Raw genomic sequence first — 16,111 nt, 5'->3', positions numbered from 1 at the left:
GTCGCGGGGCGTGGGCAACCGTCGGCACACGGGGGCGTGGCGGGGGGCGCCGCCCGCGGCCCCCCCCCCGTCTCCACGTACGAAGGAGCTAGTCGTGGGAAGCATGCGGGTCAACAAGGTGGCCGACCGGGTCAAGGTCGTCGTCGCCGAGATGCTCGACCGCAGGATCAAGGACCCCCGCCTGGGGTTCGTCACGGTGACGGACGTCCGGGTCACGGGTGACACCCAGCACGCGACCGTGTTCTACACCGTGATGGGTGACGCCGAGGAGCTCGAGGGCACCGCCGCGGCGCTGGAGAGCGCCAAGGGGCTCATCCGCTCCGAGGTCGGCAAGCAGCTCGGCATGCGTCACACGCCGTCGCTGGAGTTCGTCCGCGACGCCGTCCCCGAGAACGCACGTCAGATCGAGGACCTCCTCGACCGGGCACGCGAGCGCGACGCACGGGTGGCAGAGAAGGCGGCGGGGGCGCAGTACGCGGGCGACCCCGACCCGTACAAGGTCAAGGACGTCGACGACCTGGACGAGGCCGACGACCTCGACTCTCAGGAGTGAGCAGCGCGGCGGCACCGAGCGGGCTGGTCGTCGTCGACAAGCCCTCGGGCTGGACCTCGCACGACGTCGTCGGGCGGGTCCGGCGCCTGGCCGGCACCCGCAAGGTCGGCCACGCCGGGACGCTGGACCCGATGGCGACCGGGGTGCTCGTGCTGGGCGTCAACCGCGCGACGCGGATGCTCGGCCACCTCGCCGGGCACGACAAGGAGTACGAGGCCACCATCCGGCTCGGGGAGTCGACGACGACCGACGACGCCGAGGGCGAGCAGGTGGCGCGCGCCGACGCGTCCGGTCTCACCCTGGCGCAGGTCCGCGAGGCGGCTCTTGCGCTGACCGGTGACATCGCGCAGGTCCCGTCGTCGGTGTCGGCGATCAAGGTCGACGGCAAGCGGGCGTACGCGCGCGTACGGGCGGGGGAGCAGGTGGAGCTCGCCGCGCGACCCGTCACGGTGTCGCGCTTCGACCTCGACGACCTGCGTCCGGCGGCCGACGGCGCGGTCGACGTCGAGGCCGTGGTCGCGTGCTCCAGCGGCACGTACGTACGGGCCCTGGCGCGCGACCTCGGCGCCGCGCTGGGTGTCGGCGGGCACCTGACGCGCCTGCGCCGCACGCGCGTCGGTGGCCTCACCCTCGACGTCGCACGGACGCTCGACGCACTCGCGGAGGACTTCACCGTGGTGGGGCTCGACGAGGCCGCACGTGCCTCGTTCCCCAGCGTCGACCTGGACGAGGCCGCGGCCGCGGACGTGACGTTCGGTCGTCCGCTGCGCGGGTGCACGCTGGGCGCGGCAGGGCCGGTCGCGGTGTTCGCGCCCGACGGCACGTTCCTCGCGCTGTACGAGCAGGACGGTGCCGACGCGCGACCCGTCGCCGTCTTCGTCGGCTGAGGCGTCGGCGCCCTGCGTCGTACGCCCAACATGCTCGCGAGTCGACGGGCTCTACGCTGGTGCCCATGTCGACGCTGCTCTCGGTGCTGCTCTGGGTCGCGCTGATCTGGTTCGCCCTGATCGTCGTCGTCACCGCCGTCCTCATGACGGTCGACGCACGGCGCAAGCACCGCACCGACGACGACGCGGTCACGTTCCCGCGGCTCCCGCCGATCTCGGAGAAGATCGGCGACTCCACGCTCACGATCTTCACGTACGGCCGCGACCTCTTCGACGCGATGCTTGCCGAGATCCGCGGCGCCCAGCAGGAGATCCTCCTCGAGTCCTACATCTGGAAGGGCGACGAGGTCGGGGAGGAGTTCAAGCGGGCGGTGATCGAGGCGGCCGAGCGCGGCGTCAAGGTCCACGTCATCTTCGACTCGTTCGCGAACTTCGTCGTCAAGCGGTCCTTCAAGCGCTTCCCTCCGGCGGTCCACGTCCTGCGCTACCCGTTCTTCAACCCGTGGATCCTGGTCCTGCGGATCCGGAAGACGGGGCGTGACCACCGCAAGATCCTGGTCGTCGACCGCAAGGTGGGGTTCGTCGGCGGCTACAACATCGGTTCGGACTACGCGACGAAGTGGCGCGACACCCATCTGCGGATCGAAGGGCCGCTGACCTGGGAGCTCAACAACGCGTTCGTCGACTTCTGGAACCTCCACCGTGATCGCGGGATGCCCGAGCTCCCCGACCCGGGTGCTGTCCAGTGGGAGCCGCGTGTCCGGGCCCACCGCAACTCGCCGATCCACCTGTCGTTCCCGATCCGCAACATGTACCTCGACGCGATCGACCGCGCGAGCCGCTCGATCGCCATCACCCAGGCGTACTTCATCCCCGACCACGACGTCCTGGCGGCGCTCCTGCGCGCGGCCCAGCGGGGCGTCGACGTGCGGGTGCTCGTCCCGGAGGTGTCCAACCATGTCCTCGCGGACTGGCTGTCGCGGGGTTTCTACTCGCAGCTGCTGCGCGGTGGCGTGAAGATCCTGCTCTTCCAGGGCGCGATGGTGCACGCGAAGACGGCCACGATCGACGGTCGGTGGTCGACGATCGGCACGGCCAACATCGACCGCCTCAGCCTGACCGGCAACTACGAGATCAACGCCGAGATCGTCGACGAAGGCGTGGCCGCCCTCATGGACAAGGTGTTCGCCCACGACAGCACCGCCACGCGCGAGCTCACCTTGGAGGAGTGGACGAGCCGGCGCCTCCATGCCCGGTTCAGCGAGGCCGTGCTGGTGCCGCTGCGCCCGCTCCTCTGACCGCCTCTCGATGAGAGGGCTCTCACGCGAGCCTCACTGAGGTCTCACGACGGACCGGCACCGTGAGTGGTGCCAGATTCGCAGCCGGTCCGCCGGCGAGAGCACGAGGAGAGCACCATGAGCAGCAGGATCATCCGTACGGGAGTCGTCGCCCTGGGCGCTGCCGTCGCGCTCGGAGGCGTCGCCTGGGGCGCTTCGTCGATGACGACGGCCAGCGCGGAGACACCGGCCGTCACCAAGCGGATCGACGGCGACGACGCCGTGGTGCTGGTCGCCGACGACGACGATGACGACGACGCCGGCCGCCAGGCCGACACCCACACCCGGACCAAGGCCAGCCGCGCCTCCGCCCGCTCGCGCGACCGCACGAACAGCCGCAAGACCCGGGTGAGCCGCGACCGCGACCTCAGCCGCGGCGACAAGACCCGCGACTGGACGCGTGACGGCGGTTCGAAGACCCGCGACCGCTCGGCCGACCGGACGAACGACCGCAGCAAGAACGACACTCGTTCGCGTCGCGCCTGAGCCGCCGGGAGGAGGACGACATGACCAACCAGCTCGCGTCCTGGGGCCTGGCCCGCGGTGACGCCATCGCTGAGGACCTGATCGCCATGCGTCTGCTCGGCGGCGGCCACGCGTACGAGGCGTACCTGGCGTTCGACGAGATCCTTCACGCGCCCGTCGTCGTGAAGGTCGTGCGGCCCGACCAGGTCGACGACCCGGTCACGTTGCGCGGGCTGGAGCGCGAGGCCGACATGCTCGCCGACCTCGCGCACCCGGCGATCGTGCGCCGCTTCGGCGTGCAGCTCGACGGGGCGCGCCCGCACCTCATCCTGGAGAACCTCGACGGGCCCCGGCTCTCGTCGCTGGTCCGCAGGCACGGCGCGCTGCCCGTCCAACAGCTGCTCCCTCTCGGTCTGGAGCTCGCGTCGGCGCTGCACTACCTGCGTGTCCGTGACGTGGTGCACCTCGACGTCAAGCCGAGCAACGTCATCATGGGGGCGCCCGCACGCCTGATCGACCTGAGCCTCGCGCGCAGGACCGAGGCGGCGGCGCGGCTCGACTACGTCGTGGGGACCGACGACTACCTCGCGCCGGAGCAGGCAGACCCGCAAGGGTACGGCGTGCCGTCGCCGGCGAGCGACGTGTGGGGCCTCGGTGCCACGCTCTACCACGCGGCGTGCGGCTACGCGCCGTACGAACGAGGGGAGCGCGACGACCCGCTCGAGGTGCGCTACCCGCAGCTGGTGAGCCGGCCGCGGCGCATGCCGTACTTCGTCCCTGTCGAGGTCGCCGAGCTGGTCTACACCTGCATGGCGCCCGACCCGCGCCACCGACCGGAGCCTCGTGACGTCGCGCTCGCGATCGAGCCGCTCATGGAGGCGATGCCGAAGGCGAGGCTCTCCGGCTTCAAGATCTCCGCGGCGTGAGACGGTCCGCCGTGCGGGGTGTCAGCTGCCGAACCGGTAGCCGACACCCCGCACCGTCGTGATGCGCGACGCCCCGAGCTTCTTGCGCAGGTAGCCGACGTAGACGTCGACGACGTTCGAGCCAGGGTCGAAGTCGTACCCCCAGACCTGGGAGAGCAGCTGCTCGCGTGACAGGGCTTGGCCGGCGTTGCGGACGAAGACCTCAGCCAGCCGGAACTCGCGCGAGGACAGCTCGACCTCGGTCTCGCCGACGGAGGCCACGCGCCGACGAAGGTCGAGCCGTACGCCGTCGCGCTCGAGCACGTCGTCGGAGGCGGTGCGGGCCACCACCGTCCGCAGACGCAGCCGGACACGGGCCAGCAGCTCGTCGAAGCGGAACGGCTTGCTCATGTAGTCCGCCGCACCGCCCTCGAGCGCGGCCACGGTGTCGGTGACGGAGTCGCGTGCCGTCAGGACGATCACCGGCAGGGTGGGCCGCTCGGCGGCGAGGCGCTCGAGGACCGTGAACCCGTCGAGGACCGGCAGGCCGATGTCGAGGACGACCAGGTCGAAGTCACCGGTCAGGGCGTAGTCGAGCCCGGTCTGCCCGTCGGCGACGCAGGTCACGGTGAACCCGTCGGCGCGCAGTCCCTTGGCCACGAACGACGCGATCCGGTCCTCGTCCTCCACCAGGAGGATGCTGCTCACCCTTCGGCTCCTCTCTCGTGCGCCGTGCGGTCGCGGGGAAGGGTGATGCGGAAGGTCGCACCCTTCCCAGGGCGGTACGGGTCGAGGTGCAGCGACCCGCCGTGCGCCTCGGCGATGGCGGAGACGATGGAGAGCCCCAGCCCGAACCCCTCGCCGCGCGCGTCGCTCCCTCGCCGGAAGCGGTCGAACACCACCGTACGGTCCTCGGGCGCGACGCCCGGGCCCGCGTCGCGTACCCAGAAGGTGGTGGTCTCGGCGTCGACCGCGCAACCGACCGCGACGGTGTCGCCGTCGTCGGTGTGGCGCACCGCGTTCTCCGCCAGCTGCAGGACCGCCTGGGTGAGGCGGTGCGGGTCGAGCCGGACGACGGTGCCGTCGGCCGGCGCCGCATCGAGCGTCCAGGCACGGTCGCCGAGACCGCGGCACTTCTCGAGCAGGCTCGCGGCGAGCGCACCCGCGTCGACGTCGTCGGGTCGGACGAAGTCGGGTCGGCGCGCCTTCGCGAGCACCAGGAGGTCGTCGACGAGCAGGCTCATGCGGTCGACCTCGTCGAGCAGCAGGCCTCGCGTCGCGACGACGTCGTCGGAATCGTCCGCGTCGAGCAGCTCCAGGTGGCCCCGCAGGACGGTCAACGGGGTGCGCAGCTCGTGGCCGGCGTCGTCGAGCAGCTCGCGCTGCGACGCGAAGGCGGCCTGGAGGCGCTCGAGCATCTCGTTGACGGTCTCCGTGAGGTCGGTCAGGTCGTCGTGGCCCGTCACGTCGATGCGTCGCCCCAGGTCCCCGCTGTCGGCGATCTCCTGGGCGGTCGCCCGGAGCGTACGGACGGGGCGCAGCAGGCGACCCGCGATGAGCCACGCGATCAGCGTGATGACGAGCCACGAGCCGAGCGCGACCGCGCCGTAGGTGAGGACCATGCTACGGATCTCGGCCCGCTCGGCGGTGACGTTCCAGGCGACGACGAAGGCTGCAGGGTCTGCGCTGCCGTCGACGACGGGACGTACGGCCATCACGTGCTGGCCGCTGTCGGTCTCGATGACGGCCGTCCCACCCGTCGTCCGCAGCCGGTCGACCGCAGCGTCGAAGTCGGGGGAGGAGAAGAGCGCGGAGTCGCGCCGGCCCAGGAAACGGCGCTCACCGTCGCCGAAGAACGCGACGATGCGCTCGTGGGCGTTGGGCTGGTTGCGGGTCAGGAACGTCGACAGCAGGCTGTCGGCGTCGGCGAACGGCGAACCCGTCGCCGGATCGACGCCGCGCTCCTGAAGCGTCTGGAACTCGCGCAGCTCTTGGGTGATCTGCTCGCGCACCTGGGCGTCGACGCGGCGGATCTCCACGAAGTACGCCGCGAGGCCGGCCGACACCAGGGCGAGCGCCGTCAGCAGCGCGACCACCGTCGTGATCCGCTGGCGTACGGAGAACCCTGTGACCGCGTTCAGTCGTCGTCTCCGTCGTCGTCGTCCCCGTGGTCGTCCCCGTGGTCGTCGAGCTGGCGGGGCGTCGAGGGCTGTGGCTCGAAGTCGTCGTCGTCATCGTCATCGTCGTCCGACGGGGTCGCCGACGGGCTCGGCGCAGGGTCCGACGGAGTGGAGGTCGGTGGGGGAGCGGGGGTGGTGGGGACGGGGGTGATGCGGATCGGCTCGGTCTCGGCGGGCGAGGGGGTCGGACTGCTCATCGCCGCCATGGCGGCGGTCCCACCGACCACGGCGATCAGCACGCCGAGGAGGGCGAGGGCGATCTTGGTCGACAGCGTCATGGCGTCCACCATCCTCGCGCAGCTTCACAGCAGCATGAGGCGAGCATGAGAGAACTCTCATGCTGTCGGGGGGAGGAGCACGAACCCGAGGGGCGTCCGTGGCACAGTTGCCCTGTGAACGTCTGGCGAGCGATCGACGGCGCGCGTACTGAGCCGCGCACCGAGCCCAGCGTGGTGAGCGTCGGAGTCTTCGACGGCGTCCACGTCGGACACCGGCATGTCCTGGCACGCGCGCGTGAGCGCGCGGCGGAGCTGTCCCCAGGCTCGCCGCTGGAGGTGGTTGCGGTGACCTTCGACCCGCACCCGACCGCGGTGTTCGCACCGGACCGGGCGCCGGCGCTCCTCACCTCCGTCGAGCAGCGGGTGGCGCTTCTCCAGGAGGCGGGGGCGGACGAGGTCCGTGTCCTGGGCTTCGGCGCCGAGATGGCGTCGTGGAGTCCTGAGGAGTTCGTCGAGCGCATCCTGATCGGCCAGCTGGGGGTGGCGGGCGTGGTGGTCGGTGCCAATTTTACGTACGGCAGCAAGGCGGCCGGCGACGTCGACTCGCTGGTCGCCAGCGGCGCCGCCCACGGGTTCGCCGCCGAGGGCGTCGACCTCGATGGTGACGGCACCACCGTGTACTCGTCGACCTACATCCGCGCGCTGGTCGCCGAGGGCGACGTGGCGGAGGCCGCACGGGTCCTCCAGCGGCCGCACAGCGTCCGCGGTGTGGTGGTCGAGGGTGACAAGCGCGGTCGCGAGCTGGGGTTCCCGACGGCGAACGTCGCGCCCCCGGTCGGCTTCGCCGTCCCGGCCGACGGTGTCTACGCGGGGTGGCTGCGCCGGCGCGACACCGGCGAGGTCTTCCCTGCCGCGATCAGCGTCGGCACCAACCCGACGTTCGACGGTCAGCAGCGCCGGGTCGAGTCGTACGTGCTCGACCGCGACGACCTCGAGCTGTACGGGGTCGAGGTCGACGTGTCGTTCGTGGCCCGCGTACGCGGCCAGGTCCGCTTCGACGACGTGCCCTCGCTCATCGGGCAGATGCGCCGCGACGTCCTCGACGTACGGGACGCGCTGCGGACCCCGGTCTGAGCCGGCGGCCGGGTCAGTCCTCGTCGAACTCGTCGTCGAGCACGACCTCCCACGCCTGGTCGAGCTGGTCGGCCTCGGCCGCTTCCGCGTCAGGATCGACCTCGCCGGCGTCGAGGCCGGGCTTCGGATCGACGTCGGGATCGGGTGCGAGACGCGCGTCGGGCTCGTCGTCGTCCAGCGGAGCCTCGGTGTCGTGCGACTCGGTCTCGAACTCGGACATGCGTCCCCCTCGCTGCTCGGTACTTCGATCGTGCGCGTCCACGCGAGCCGTGGCAAGCGCAGATTAGGGATGGCCTAGGGCCGCTGATACCCTGGACGTTGCCGTCAGAACGGCCACGGATCCAGAGTGCCCGGGTGAACCAGCCCCGGCGCGCCGTGCAACGACCAGAAGGAGACCGCGTGAGCGCGACCAAGACGTACACCCCTGCCGAGATCAAGGACGTCGACCGCAAGGACATCATCGCGGAGTTCGCGACGTCCGAGGGCGACACCGGGTCTCCGGAGGTCCAGGTGGCCCTCCTCACGGCGCGCATCGCGCACCTGACGGAGCACCTCAAGACGCACAAGCACGACCACCACAGCCGGCGCGGCCTGCTGCTCATGGTCGGCCAGCGTCGTCGCCTCCTGAACTACCTCCAGAAGAACGACATCACGCGCTACCGCAGCCTCATCGAGCGCCTCGGTCTGCGTCGATGATCTTCGCGACGAGCGGCCCCTCCGCCACGGACGGGCCGCTCGTCGCATGCACGAGGTCCGTGGGCTCGGGCAGACTGGGCCCCGACGACCTTACGACCTGACAACTTCATATCGCACCACTATTCAGACGGAGCAGCGCCCGGGTCGACGCTCGGTCCTCGGTAGTGGCCCGCGGATTGCGGCGTACGACGCACGCACTTGGCGGACCTCGATCGAAGACCGGCGCCCATCGGAGCCGGCGCACCGAGACGGTGCGCACGACCTGCTCGCGTGACTGCTCCGCGAGACCCACGCGCCGAGCGCGTGAGAAAGGGGCACCCATGACGGGACCCGAGATCCACTCGACGACTGCCGTGATCGACAACGGTCGATTCGGCAAGCGCGAGATCCGCTTCGAGACCGGTGTGCTGGCTCGCCAGGCCGCCGGCTCGGTCACCGCCTTCCTCGACGACGACACGATGCTGCTGTCGACGACGACCGCAGGCAAGCACCCCAAGGACCACTTCGACTTCTTCCCGCTGACGGTCGACGTCGAGGAGCGGATGTACGCCGCCGGGCGCATCCCCGGTTCGTTCTTCCGCCGTGAGGGCCGGCCGAGCGAGGACGCGATCCTCACCTGCCGCCTGATCGACCGCCCGCTGCGTCCGTCCTTCAAGAAGGGCCTGCGCAACGAGGTCCAGGTCGTCATCACCGTGATGGCGCTCAACCCCGACGTCGCCTACGACGTCCTCGCGATCAACGCCGCCTCGGCGTCGACGCAGATCTCCGGCCTGCCGTTCTCCGGCCCGATCGGCGGCGTCCGTGTGGCGCTCATCGACGGCCAGTGGGTCGCGTTCCCGAAGCACTCCGAGCTCGAGAACGCCGTGTTCGACATGGTGGTCGCGGGCCGCATCGCGGGCGATGACGTCGCGATCATGATGGTCGAGGCCGAGTCCACCGAGGCCACGTGGGAGCTCGTCCGTGGCGGCGCCACCGCGCCGACCGAGGAGATCGTCGCCGAGGGCCTCGAGGCGGCCAAGCCGTTCATCCGCACCCTGTGCGAGGCGCAGGCCGCGCTCGCCGCGTCGGCCGCCAAGCCGGTGCAGGACTTCCCGGTCTTCCTCGACTACCAGGACGACGCGTACGACGCGGTCGAGGCCGCCGCTGCCGACGACCTGCGCCAGGCGCTGACGATCGCCGGCAAGGCCGAGCGCGAGGACCGCCTCGACGAGATCAAGGCCGACGTGCTCGACAAGCTCGGTGAGCAGTTCGAGGGCCGCGAGAAGGAGATCGGCGCCGCGATCCGCGCCGTGACCAAGAAGCTCGTCCGTCAGCGCGTCCTCACCGACAAGGTCCGCATCGACGGGCGCGGCCTGGCCGACATCCGTACGCTGCACGCCGAGGTCGGCACGATCCCGCGCGTCCACGGCTCGGCGCTGTTCGAGCGTGGTGAGACCCAGATCCTGGGTGTCACCACTCTCAACATGCTGACCATGGAGCAGAAGCTCGACACGCTCTCGCCCGAGCGTGCGCGTCGCTACCTGCACAACTACAACTTCCCGCCGTACTCGACCGGTGAGACCGGTCGCGTCGGGTCGCCGAAGCGTCGCGAGATCGGTCACGGCGCCCTCGCCGGCCGCGCGCTCGTGCCGGTGCTGCCGTCGCGCGAGGAGTTCCCGTACGCGATCCGCCAGGTCTCCGAGGCGCTGAGCTCCAACGGCTCGACCTCGATGGGCTCGGTCTGCGCCTCGACGATGTCGCTGCTCAACGCCGGCGTGCCGCTGCGCGCACCGGTCGCGGGCATCGCCATGGGCCTCATCTCGGGCGAGGTGGACGGCAAGACGGAGTACGTGACGCTCACCGACATCCTCGGCGCCGAGGACGCGTACGGCGACATGGACTTCAAGGTCGCCGGCACGCGCGAGTTCGTCACCGCGCTCCAGCTCGACACCAAGCTCGACGGCATCCCGGCGTCGGTCCTGGCCGGCGCGCTGACCCAGGCGCGTGACGCCCGGTTCACCATCCTCGACGTCATGAACGAAGCCATCGCGGCTCCGGACGAGATGTCGCTGTACGCGCCGCGGATCATCACGATCCACATCCCGGTCGACAAGATCGGTGAGGTCATCGGCCCCAAGGGCAAGGTGATCAACCAGATCCAGGACGACACGGGCGCGCAGATCACGCTCGAGGACGACGGCACCGTCTACGTCGGTGCGGAGTCGGGCGAGGCTGCCGAGGCGGCCCGCGCGGCGATCAACGCGATCGCCAACCCGACCATGCCCGAGGTCGGCGAGCGCTACCTCGGCACCGTCGTCAAGACGACCAACTTCGGTGCGTTCGTCTCGCTCATGCCGGGCAAGGACGGCCTGCTGCACATCAGCAAGCTGCGCGAGCTCAACGACGGCAAGCGGGTCGAGAACGTCGACGACGTCGTCAAGGTCGGCCAGAAGGTCATGGTCTCGATCGCCGAGATCGACGACCGCGGCAAGCTGTCGCTCACCCCGGTGGTCGAGGAGACCGAGACCGCCGAGGTCGCAGGCGACGACGCCGAGGCAGACACCGAGAAGTGACCGTTCCGCTCGACCCGGCACAGGCCCCGGGAACCACCCGCACTCTCCTCACCGAAGGCGGTCTCGTCCGCCGTACGGTGCTCGAGGGCGGGCTGCGGGTGGTCACCGAGGCCATGCCGGGCGTGCGGACGGCGACGCTGGGCATCTGGGTCGGGGTCGGGTCTCGTGACGAGACCCCGACCCTGTCCGGTGCCTCCCACTTCCTCGAGCACCTGCTGTTCAAGGGGACCCGGACACGCTCCGCGCTGGAGATCTCGGCGGCGCTCGACGCCGTCGGCGGCGAGATGAACGCGTTCACCGGCAAGGAGTACACCTGCTACCACGCGCGGGTGCTCGACGACGACCTCCCGCTCGCGATCGACGTCCTCGCCGACATGGTCACCGACTCGGTGATCAGTGCGGAGGACGTCGAGGCCGAGCGCGACGTGATCCTCGAAGAGATCGCCATGAACGAGGACGACCCTGACGACGTCGTCCACAGCCTCGTGACCTCGCTGGCGTGGGGCTCCACGCCGCTCGGCCGTCCCGTCGCCGGCGAGCCGCACTCGATCCGTACGCTCAGCCGCGAGCAGATCGTGCGCTACTACCGGCGCCGCTACCGCCCGTCGGCGATGGTCGTCTCCGTTGCCGGCAACCTCGACCACGACCGTGTGGTCGCCCAGGTGGCGGAGGCCTTCGGGCCGTTCCTGGCCGCTGCGGCCGACACCGGCCCGGCGCGCCAGCGGGCACGCGCCACCACCGCTCGTTTTCGCCGGGCGCGAGGGCTCGTGACCCGCCCCACGGAGCAGGCCAACGTCGTCGTCGCGCTCCCCGGCCTCGCTCGGGGCGACGAGCGACGGCACGCGGTCGGTGTGCTCAACGCCGTCCTCGGCGGCGGCATGTCGTCGAGGCTGTTCCAGGAGATCCGCGAGCGACGCGGCCTCGCGTACTCCGTGTACTCCTTCGGCTCCAGCTATGCCGACGCAGGGATGCTCGGCGTGTACGCGGGGTGTGCTCCGGGCAAGCTGCACGACGTCCTCAAGGTCGTCCGTGAGGAGCTCGCGACGTACGCCGAGCGCGGCCTGTCAGCCGAGGAGCTCGAGCGCGGCAAGGGTCAGCTCAAGGGGAGCGTCGTGCTCGGCCTCGAGGACCCCGGGTCGCGGATGTCGCGGATCGGCAAGGCCGACCTCCTCTACGGCGAGCTGGCGAGCCTCGACGAGCTGCTGGCCAGCATCGACGCCGTCACGCTCGAGGACACCCGCAAGGTCGCGGGGCTGTTCGCGGGCAAGCCGGCGCTCGCGGTCGTCGGCCCGTTCGAGTCGCTCGACGCCATCGACGTCTGACCCGTCACGCGGGACGCGCCACCACCGGCATGACAGCCCCGTCGACGAGCTCGGTCCTGCTGTCGGTGAGGTCCAGCGTGTCCAGGTCGTGGGTGACCAGCACGGTCGCCAGCCGATGCTCGTGGGTCATCCCGCGCCAGCAGCGCGACGACCTCGCGGCTGCGGGCCGAGTTGAGGGCGGCTGTGGGCTCGTCCACGAGCAGTAGCGCGGGGTCGTTGACGAGGGCGCGGCGGGCGATCGCCACCCTCTGACGCTCCATCGAACGACGGATCCGGTGCCGGATCGCGGGATTCTCGGCGCGTGCCCAGAGCTACCGTGGCGAGGACCATGACCGAGGTGGACGACGCCGTCCGGCGAGACGGCTCCGACGAGACTGCCGTGCTGCGCGCCATGCAGCTCGGTCAGCACGCGCTGGTCACCGCTTCGCGATGGTGCGCCGACAGCGGACACGTGGCGTGCGCGCGTGTGGCTCGGCAGCCTCGTCCTCGGATGGCTCCTCCTCGTGCTCTGGTCGGCCGAGTTCGCATGGGTCGCTTTCGCGATCTTCTTCATCTGCGTCCACCTCCTGCCGGCGGTCGCGGTGGTCGCGCTGATGACCGTCGCCGTGGTCGCGACGCAGCTCGCGCAAGGGGACGGCAACGTCGTCGCCGGTATGCTGGGGCCGTCGGTGGGTGCGGCCGTCGCGATCGGAATGGGCCTGCTGTACGAGCGGCTCGTCGCGCAGGACGTACGACGGCGCGCCCTGGTCCGCGCGCTCGTCGAGGCGCGCGACGACCTGCTCGCGGCGCAGGACGCCCTCGCCACCGCGCAGCGCGACGCGGGAGCCGAGGGCCTGCTCAAGGACACGGCGCCCGACCAGCCGGTGTCGGCCGTCCTGCGGGCGGCCGCAGGGGAGACGGTGCTCGCGAAGGTGACCGACGGGTTGTCGAACCGCGAGGTCGCTCGGGCGCTGTTCATCAGCGAGGCGACGGTGAAGTCCCACCTCGTCCATGTGTTCGGCAAGCTCGGCGTCGAGAGCCGGACCGCGGCGGTCGCAGTGGCGCGCGAGGCCGGTCTTCTGCGCTGACCTACCAGGCGCGTACGCGGTCGACGGTGACCCGTAAGGGCACCGAGTACGACGCGGCGAACGAGTCCGGCGTGAAGCCGAGCCCCGAGATCTGGTCGGCGTACTTCTGGACGTAGGCGTCCCAGATCGCGTCCGACATCGCCGTCTCGACGCTGCCGGTGCCGTTGAGGACGACGACGTCGCCCCCGGTCCGGTCGGCATTGAGGTTCAGGGCGACGTGCGGGTTCGCCCCGACGTGGTCGAGCTTCGCGCCGACGGGCTGGCTGCGTATCCACACCCCGTCGTCGACCCAGACGAACCACACGGGGGTCGGGATCGGCTCTCCGGCGGCGTTCACGGTTGTCAGCCACACCACGTACTCGCGCTCGAGCCGCTCGCGCACCTCGGCGGAGAGCGTCGTGACGTCGTTCGTCATCGGGTCCCCCTTTCCGCACCGGCACGCGCCGGCGCCTCTGCCCGACCGTAGCGCGGTCGCCCGTGTTCCTCAGGCAACCTTCAGGCCACTCCGAGGTGGCTGTGAGGAACGCCTGCGAGCCTGGCCCGATGGCAGGGGAGCGCTCGCGGGTGCTCGTCGTCGACGACGAGCCGAACATCACCACGCTCCTGAGCTCGACGCTCCGGCTGGTCGACCTCGACGTCCGGCAGGCCCACACCGGCCGGGAGGCGCTCGCGGCCGTGGAGGCGTACGACCCGCACCTCGTCCTGCTCGACGTGATGCTGCCCGACCTCGACGGGCTCGAGGTCGCACGCCGACTACGGGCGTCGGACCGCGGCGTCCCCATCCTCTTCCTCACGGCCCGCGGCGGCGTCGACGACCGCGTCGCGGGCCTCACCGCGGGCGGCGACGACTACGTCGCGAAACCGTTCAGCCTCGAGGAGGTCGTGCTGCGCGTCCGCGCGATCCTGCGCAGGAGCCGGCCCGAGCAGAGTGGGTGCGCGGTCGTCCGGTACGCCGACCTCGAGCTCGACGACGACGCCCACGAGGTGCGACGCGCGGGGCACCACGTCGAGGTGTCCCCGACGGAGTTCAAGCTGCTGCGCTACCTGCTGACCAACGCCGGTCGGGTCGTGAGCAAGGCGCAGATCCTGGACCGGGTCTGGAGCTACGAGTTCGACGGGAGCGGCGCGATCGTCGAGTCGTACGTCTATACGCTCCGCAAGAAGCTCGACGTGCACGGGGAGCCCCTGATCCAGACCGTGCGCGGGGTGGGCTACTCCCTGCGGGAGCGGCGACCGTGAACGTGACGGCACGCCCCCGGCCGTGGCGGTCGTGGACCGTCCGTTCCCGGATGACGGCGGTCGTCGTGGTGGCGGCCGGGGCGGCCATGGTCGTGGTGACGCTGCTCGGCACGGCGCTCCTGCGCGGCTACCTCACCGATCGGGTCGACGCCCAGGTGGAGCGGGTGACGGGAGGACAGGTCGTCGTTCAGCAGCGCTTCTCGGCGTCGGCACCCTCGGCGGACCCGATGCCGTCGCTCAGGATGACGGTCGACGACATCGTGGGCGAGACCCTCCGGCTGGTGCACGTGCGCTCCGACGGGCACGGGACTCCGCTGGTCGGCGGTGCGGGCGAGGGCGGTCCACGGCTCCCATCGGCCCACGCGCTCGCCGACCGGGTGGGAGACGACACGTTCACCGTCGACGACGTTGAGGGGGGCGCCCCGTGGAGGATGTCGATCTCCGCCCTGCCGAGCGGCGAGTACCTCGCCGTGGCGGCCTCCCTGTCGGACGTGGAGGCCACGGTGACCCGCTTGCTCTGGACCGGGCTCGCCGTGAGCATCGCGGCGGTCGTGCTCATCGCCGGCGTCGCGCTGGCGGTCGTCCGGGTCGGGCTACGTCCCCTCACGCGGATGGAGACGACGGCTGTGGCGATCGCGGGCGGGGCGCTCGAGGCCAGGGTGCCGGACACCGACCCGCACACCGAGCCGGGACGCCTCGGGCTCGCGCTCAACACCATGCTCGGACGGCTACACGGCGCCCTGACGGCCCGGGAAACCTCCGAGAAACGCCTGCGGGCGTTCGTGGCGGACGCCTCCCACGAGCTGCGGACGCCGTTGACCTCGATCCGCGGGTTCGCGGAGCTCTACCGCCGAGGCGGCGCCCCGCCCGGGCCGGAGCTCGACGCCGCGATGCGCAGGATCGAGGACGAGGCGGCCCGGATGGGGTCGCTGGTCGACGACATGCTCGTCCTCGCCGCACTGGACGAGCGGCGGCCGGCGGCACGGGAGAGGGTCGACCTCGTCACCGTCGCCGCGGACGTGGTGCGCGACGCCCGTGCGCGGTGTCCCGGTCGCCGGATCGGCCTCGAGATGGACGTCGACGGTGGCGAACCGGTGCTGGTGGCCGGAGACGAGGCCCGGCTACGGCAGGTCGCCACCAACCTCGTCGCGAACGCGCTCGAGCACACCGCTCCGGCGGCGGTCGTGACGGTCCGCACCGGCCGGGGACCGGGCGGAGCGGGACAAGGCGCAGGCACCTGCCAGGCAGCAGTCGGGACGCGGCCCGAGGGCCCGACGGTGTTCCTCGAGGTGCGCGACGACGGCGCGGGCGTGGCGGCCGAGCACGCGACGAGGATCTTCGATCGCCTCTACCGGCCGGACCGGAGCCGGGTCCGCGGCGCCGGAGGTGGTGCCGGACTTGGACTCTCGATCGTGGCGGCGATCGCGACGGCGCACGGTGGAGCAGTCGCGCTCCTCCGTACGGCGCCGCACGGAGCGACCTTCCGCGTGGTCCTGCCTCGTCACCAGGACTCTGAGGAGACCTTGAGGTCGTCCTGAGGGAGCAGCGAGGCGGCA

The 16,111-nt window shown here is 71.2% G+C and carries 18 protein-coding genes; 12 read left to right on the top strand and 6 right to left on the bottom strand.

Going from position 1 to position 16,111, the window contains the following annotated elements; translation table 11 throughout:
• Positions 1-94 precede the first annotated feature (94 nt).
• The 5 genes from rbfA (at position 95) to NYZ95_RS03875 (ending at position 4,168) form a co-directional block, all read left to right on the top strand.
• Positions 95-553, top strand: a complete 459-nt coding sequence (gene rbfA / locus NYZ95_RS03895; protein WP_372500448.1) for a 30S ribosome-binding factor RbfA — start codon at positions 95-97, stop codon at positions 551-553.
• On the top strand, positions 550-1,440 hold the full coding sequence (truB, locus tag NYZ95_RS03890) for a tRNA pseudouridine(55) synthase TruB (RefSeq protein WP_262848889.1): 891 nt from the start codon (positions 550-552) through the stop codon (positions 1,438-1,440). Before rbfA ends, truB begins: the two co-directional genes overlap by 4 nt.
• A gap of 65 nt (positions 1,441-1,505) precedes the next feature.
• The gene (locus NYZ95_RS03885) at positions 1,506-2,738 is read left to right on the top strand and encodes a phospholipase D-like domain-containing protein (protein WP_262848887.1); all 1,233 of its coding nucleotides are present in this window, start codon (positions 1,506-1,508) and stop codon (positions 2,736-2,738) included.
• Positions 2,739-2,855: 117 nt separating this feature from the next.
• Positions 2,856-3,263, top strand: coding sequence for a hypothetical protein (locus NYZ95_RS03880; RefSeq protein WP_262848885.1), 408 nt, complete (start codon positions 2,856-2,858; stop codon positions 3,261-3,263).
• A gap of 20 nt (positions 3,264-3,283) precedes the next feature.
• Positions 3,284-4,168 carry a serine/threonine-protein kinase gene (locus NYZ95_RS03875; RefSeq protein WP_262848884.1) on the top strand — a complete coding sequence of 295 codons (885 nt, stop codon included), beginning with the start codon at positions 3,284-3,286 and terminating at the stop codon, positions 4,166-4,168.
• Positions 4,169-4,189: 21 nt separating this feature from the next.
• Here NYZ95_RS03875 and NYZ95_RS03870 read toward each other — a convergent pair whose 3' ends face one another.
• The 3 genes from NYZ95_RS03870 to NYZ95_RS03860 are packed head-to-tail and all read right to left on the bottom strand — an operon-like array spanning position 4,190 to position 6,605.
• Positions 4,190-4,855, bottom strand: a complete 666-nt coding sequence (locus NYZ95_RS03870) for a response regulator transcription factor (RefSeq protein WP_262848882.1) — start codon at positions 4,853-4,855, stop codon at positions 4,190-4,192.
• Positions 4,852-6,243 carry a sensor histidine kinase gene (locus tag NYZ95_RS03865; protein WP_262848880.1) on the bottom strand — a complete coding sequence of 464 codons (1,392 nt, stop codon included), beginning with the start codon at positions 6,241-6,243 and terminating at the stop codon, positions 4,852-4,854. Before NYZ95_RS03865 ends, NYZ95_RS03870 begins: the two co-directional genes overlap by 4 nt.
• A gap of 41 nt (positions 6,244-6,284) precedes the next feature.
• Entirely contained in the window at positions 6,285-6,605 is a 321-nt protein-coding gene (locus NYZ95_RS03860) for a hypothetical protein (RefSeq protein WP_262848878.1), read from the bottom strand.
• A gap of 114 nt (positions 6,606-6,719) precedes the next feature.
• Here NYZ95_RS03860 and NYZ95_RS03855 point away from each other — a divergent pair, with 114 nt between their 5' ends.
• A complete protein-coding gene (locus NYZ95_RS03855) occupies positions 6,720-7,679 on the top strand; it encodes a bifunctional riboflavin kinase/FAD synthetase (protein WP_262848876.1) in 960 nt (319 codons plus the stop codon).
• Positions 7,680-7,692: 13 nt separating this feature from the next.
• Here NYZ95_RS03855 and NYZ95_RS03850 read toward each other — a convergent pair whose 3' ends face one another.
• Positions 7,693-7,899, bottom strand: a complete 207-nt coding sequence (locus NYZ95_RS03850) for a hypothetical protein (protein ID WP_262848874.1) — start codon at positions 7,897-7,899, stop codon at positions 7,693-7,695.
• 212 nt (positions 7,900-8,111) lie between these two features.
• Here NYZ95_RS03850 and rpsO point away from each other — a divergent pair, with 212 nt between their 5' ends.
• From rpsO to NYZ95_RS03835, 3 genes are all read left to right on the top strand, one after another.
• A complete protein-coding gene (gene rpsO, locus NYZ95_RS03845) occupies positions 8,112-8,375 on the top strand; it encodes a 30S ribosomal protein S15 (RefSeq protein ID WP_262849943.1) in 264 nt (87 codons plus the stop codon).
• Positions 8,376-8,695: 320 nt separating this feature from the next.
• Positions 8,696-10,927 carry a polyribonucleotide nucleotidyltransferase gene (locus NYZ95_RS03840; RefSeq protein WP_262848872.1) on the top strand — a complete coding sequence of 744 codons (2,232 nt, stop codon included), beginning with the start codon at positions 8,696-8,698 and terminating at the stop codon, positions 10,925-10,927.
• Positions 10,924-12,249: a M16 family metallopeptidase gene (locus tag NYZ95_RS03835; RefSeq protein WP_262848870.1), complete on the top strand. Its 1,326-nt coding sequence runs from the start codon at positions 10,924-10,926 to the stop codon at positions 12,247-12,249. Before NYZ95_RS03840 ends, NYZ95_RS03835 begins: the two co-directional genes overlap by 4 nt.
• Before the next feature lie 4 nt (positions 12,250-12,253).
• Here the strand turns inward: NYZ95_RS03835 and NYZ95_RS03830 are convergent, their stop codons facing one another.
• Entirely contained in the window at positions 12,254-12,379 is a 126-nt protein-coding gene (locus NYZ95_RS03830; RefSeq protein ID WP_262848868.1) for a hypothetical protein, read from the bottom strand.
• A 334-nt stretch (positions 12,380-12,713) separates the two neighbouring features.
• Here NYZ95_RS03830 and NYZ95_RS03825 point away from each other — a divergent pair, with 334 nt between their 5' ends.
• Positions 12,714-13,316 (top strand): LuxR C-terminal-related transcriptional regulator, encoded by a 603-nt coding sequence (locus tag NYZ95_RS03825; protein WP_262848866.1) that lies wholly within the window; start codon positions 12,714-12,716, stop codon positions 13,314-13,316.
• Position 13,317: 1 nt separating this feature from the next.
• On the opposite strand, the gene NYZ95_RS03820 is transcribed toward NYZ95_RS03825, so the two are convergent.
• Positions 13,318-13,731 (bottom strand): TIGR03667 family PPOX class F420-dependent oxidoreductase, encoded by a 414-nt coding sequence (locus tag NYZ95_RS03820; RefSeq protein ID WP_262848864.1) that lies wholly within the window; start codon positions 13,729-13,731, stop codon positions 13,318-13,320.
• A gap of 128 nt (positions 13,732-13,859) precedes the next feature.
• Between NYZ95_RS03820 and NYZ95_RS03815 the strand changes: the two genes are divergently transcribed.
• Together NYZ95_RS03815 and NYZ95_RS03810 are read left to right on the top strand one after the other, a co-directional pair.
• Complete coding sequence (locus NYZ95_RS03815) at positions 13,860-14,555, top strand: response regulator transcription factor (protein ID WP_262848863.1); 696 nt, start codon at positions 13,860-13,862, stop codon at positions 14,553-14,555.
• A 2-nt stretch (positions 14,556-14,557) separates the two neighbouring features.
• Positions 14,558-16,093: a sensor histidine kinase gene (locus NYZ95_RS03810; protein WP_262848861.1), complete on the top strand. Its 1,536-nt coding sequence runs from the start codon at positions 14,558-14,560 to the stop codon at positions 16,091-16,093.
• Positions 16,094-16,111: the final 18 nt, after the last annotated feature.

Origin of the sequence: Mumia quercus (assembly GCF_025506335.1) — a bacterium.
GTDB classification, from domain to species: Bacteria; Actinomycetota; Actinomycetes; order Propionibacteriales; family Nocardioidaceae; genus Mumia; species Mumia quercus.
Note: the sequence above shows the minus strand (reverse complement) of the source record. Positions and strands in the feature narration are given on the sequence as shown.

Bases quoted from the DNA above. Each gene is read 5' to 3' on its own strand.
- NYZ95_RS03885 (WP_262848887.1), top strand. From the start codon at position 1,506: ATGTCGACGCTGCTCTCGGTGCTGCTCTGGGTCGCGCTGATCTGGTTC.
- NYZ95_RS03880 (WP_262848885.1), top strand. From the start codon at position 2,856: ATGAGCAGCAGGATCATCCGTACGGGAGTCGTCGCCCTGGGCGCTGCC.
- NYZ95_RS03875 (WP_262848884.1), top strand. From the start codon at position 3,284: ATGACCAACCAGCTCGCGTCCTGGGGCCTGGCCCGCGGTGACGCCATC.
- NYZ95_RS03860 (WP_262848878.1), bottom strand. From the start codon at position 6,605: ATGACGCTGTCGACCAAGATCGCCCTCGCCCTCCTCGGCGTGCTGATC.
- NYZ95_RS03850 (WP_262848874.1), bottom strand. From the start codon at position 7,899: ATGTCCGAGTTCGAGACCGAGTCGCACGACACCGAGGCTCCGCTGGAC.
- NYZ95_RS03840 (WP_262848872.1), top strand. From the start codon at position 8,696: ATGACGGGACCCGAGATCCACTCGACGACTGCCGTGATCGACAACGGT.
- NYZ95_RS03830 (WP_262848868.1), bottom strand. From the start codon at position 12,379: ATGACCCACGAGCATCGGCTGGCGACCGTGCTGGTCACCCACGACCTG.
- NYZ95_RS03820 (WP_262848864.1), bottom strand. From the start codon at position 13,731: ATGACGAACGACGTCACGACGCTCTCCGCCGAGGTGCGCGAGCGGCTC.
- NYZ95_RS03815 (WP_262848863.1), top strand. From the start codon at position 13,860: ATGGCAGGGGAGCGCTCGCGGGTGCTCGTCGTCGACGACGAGCCGAAC.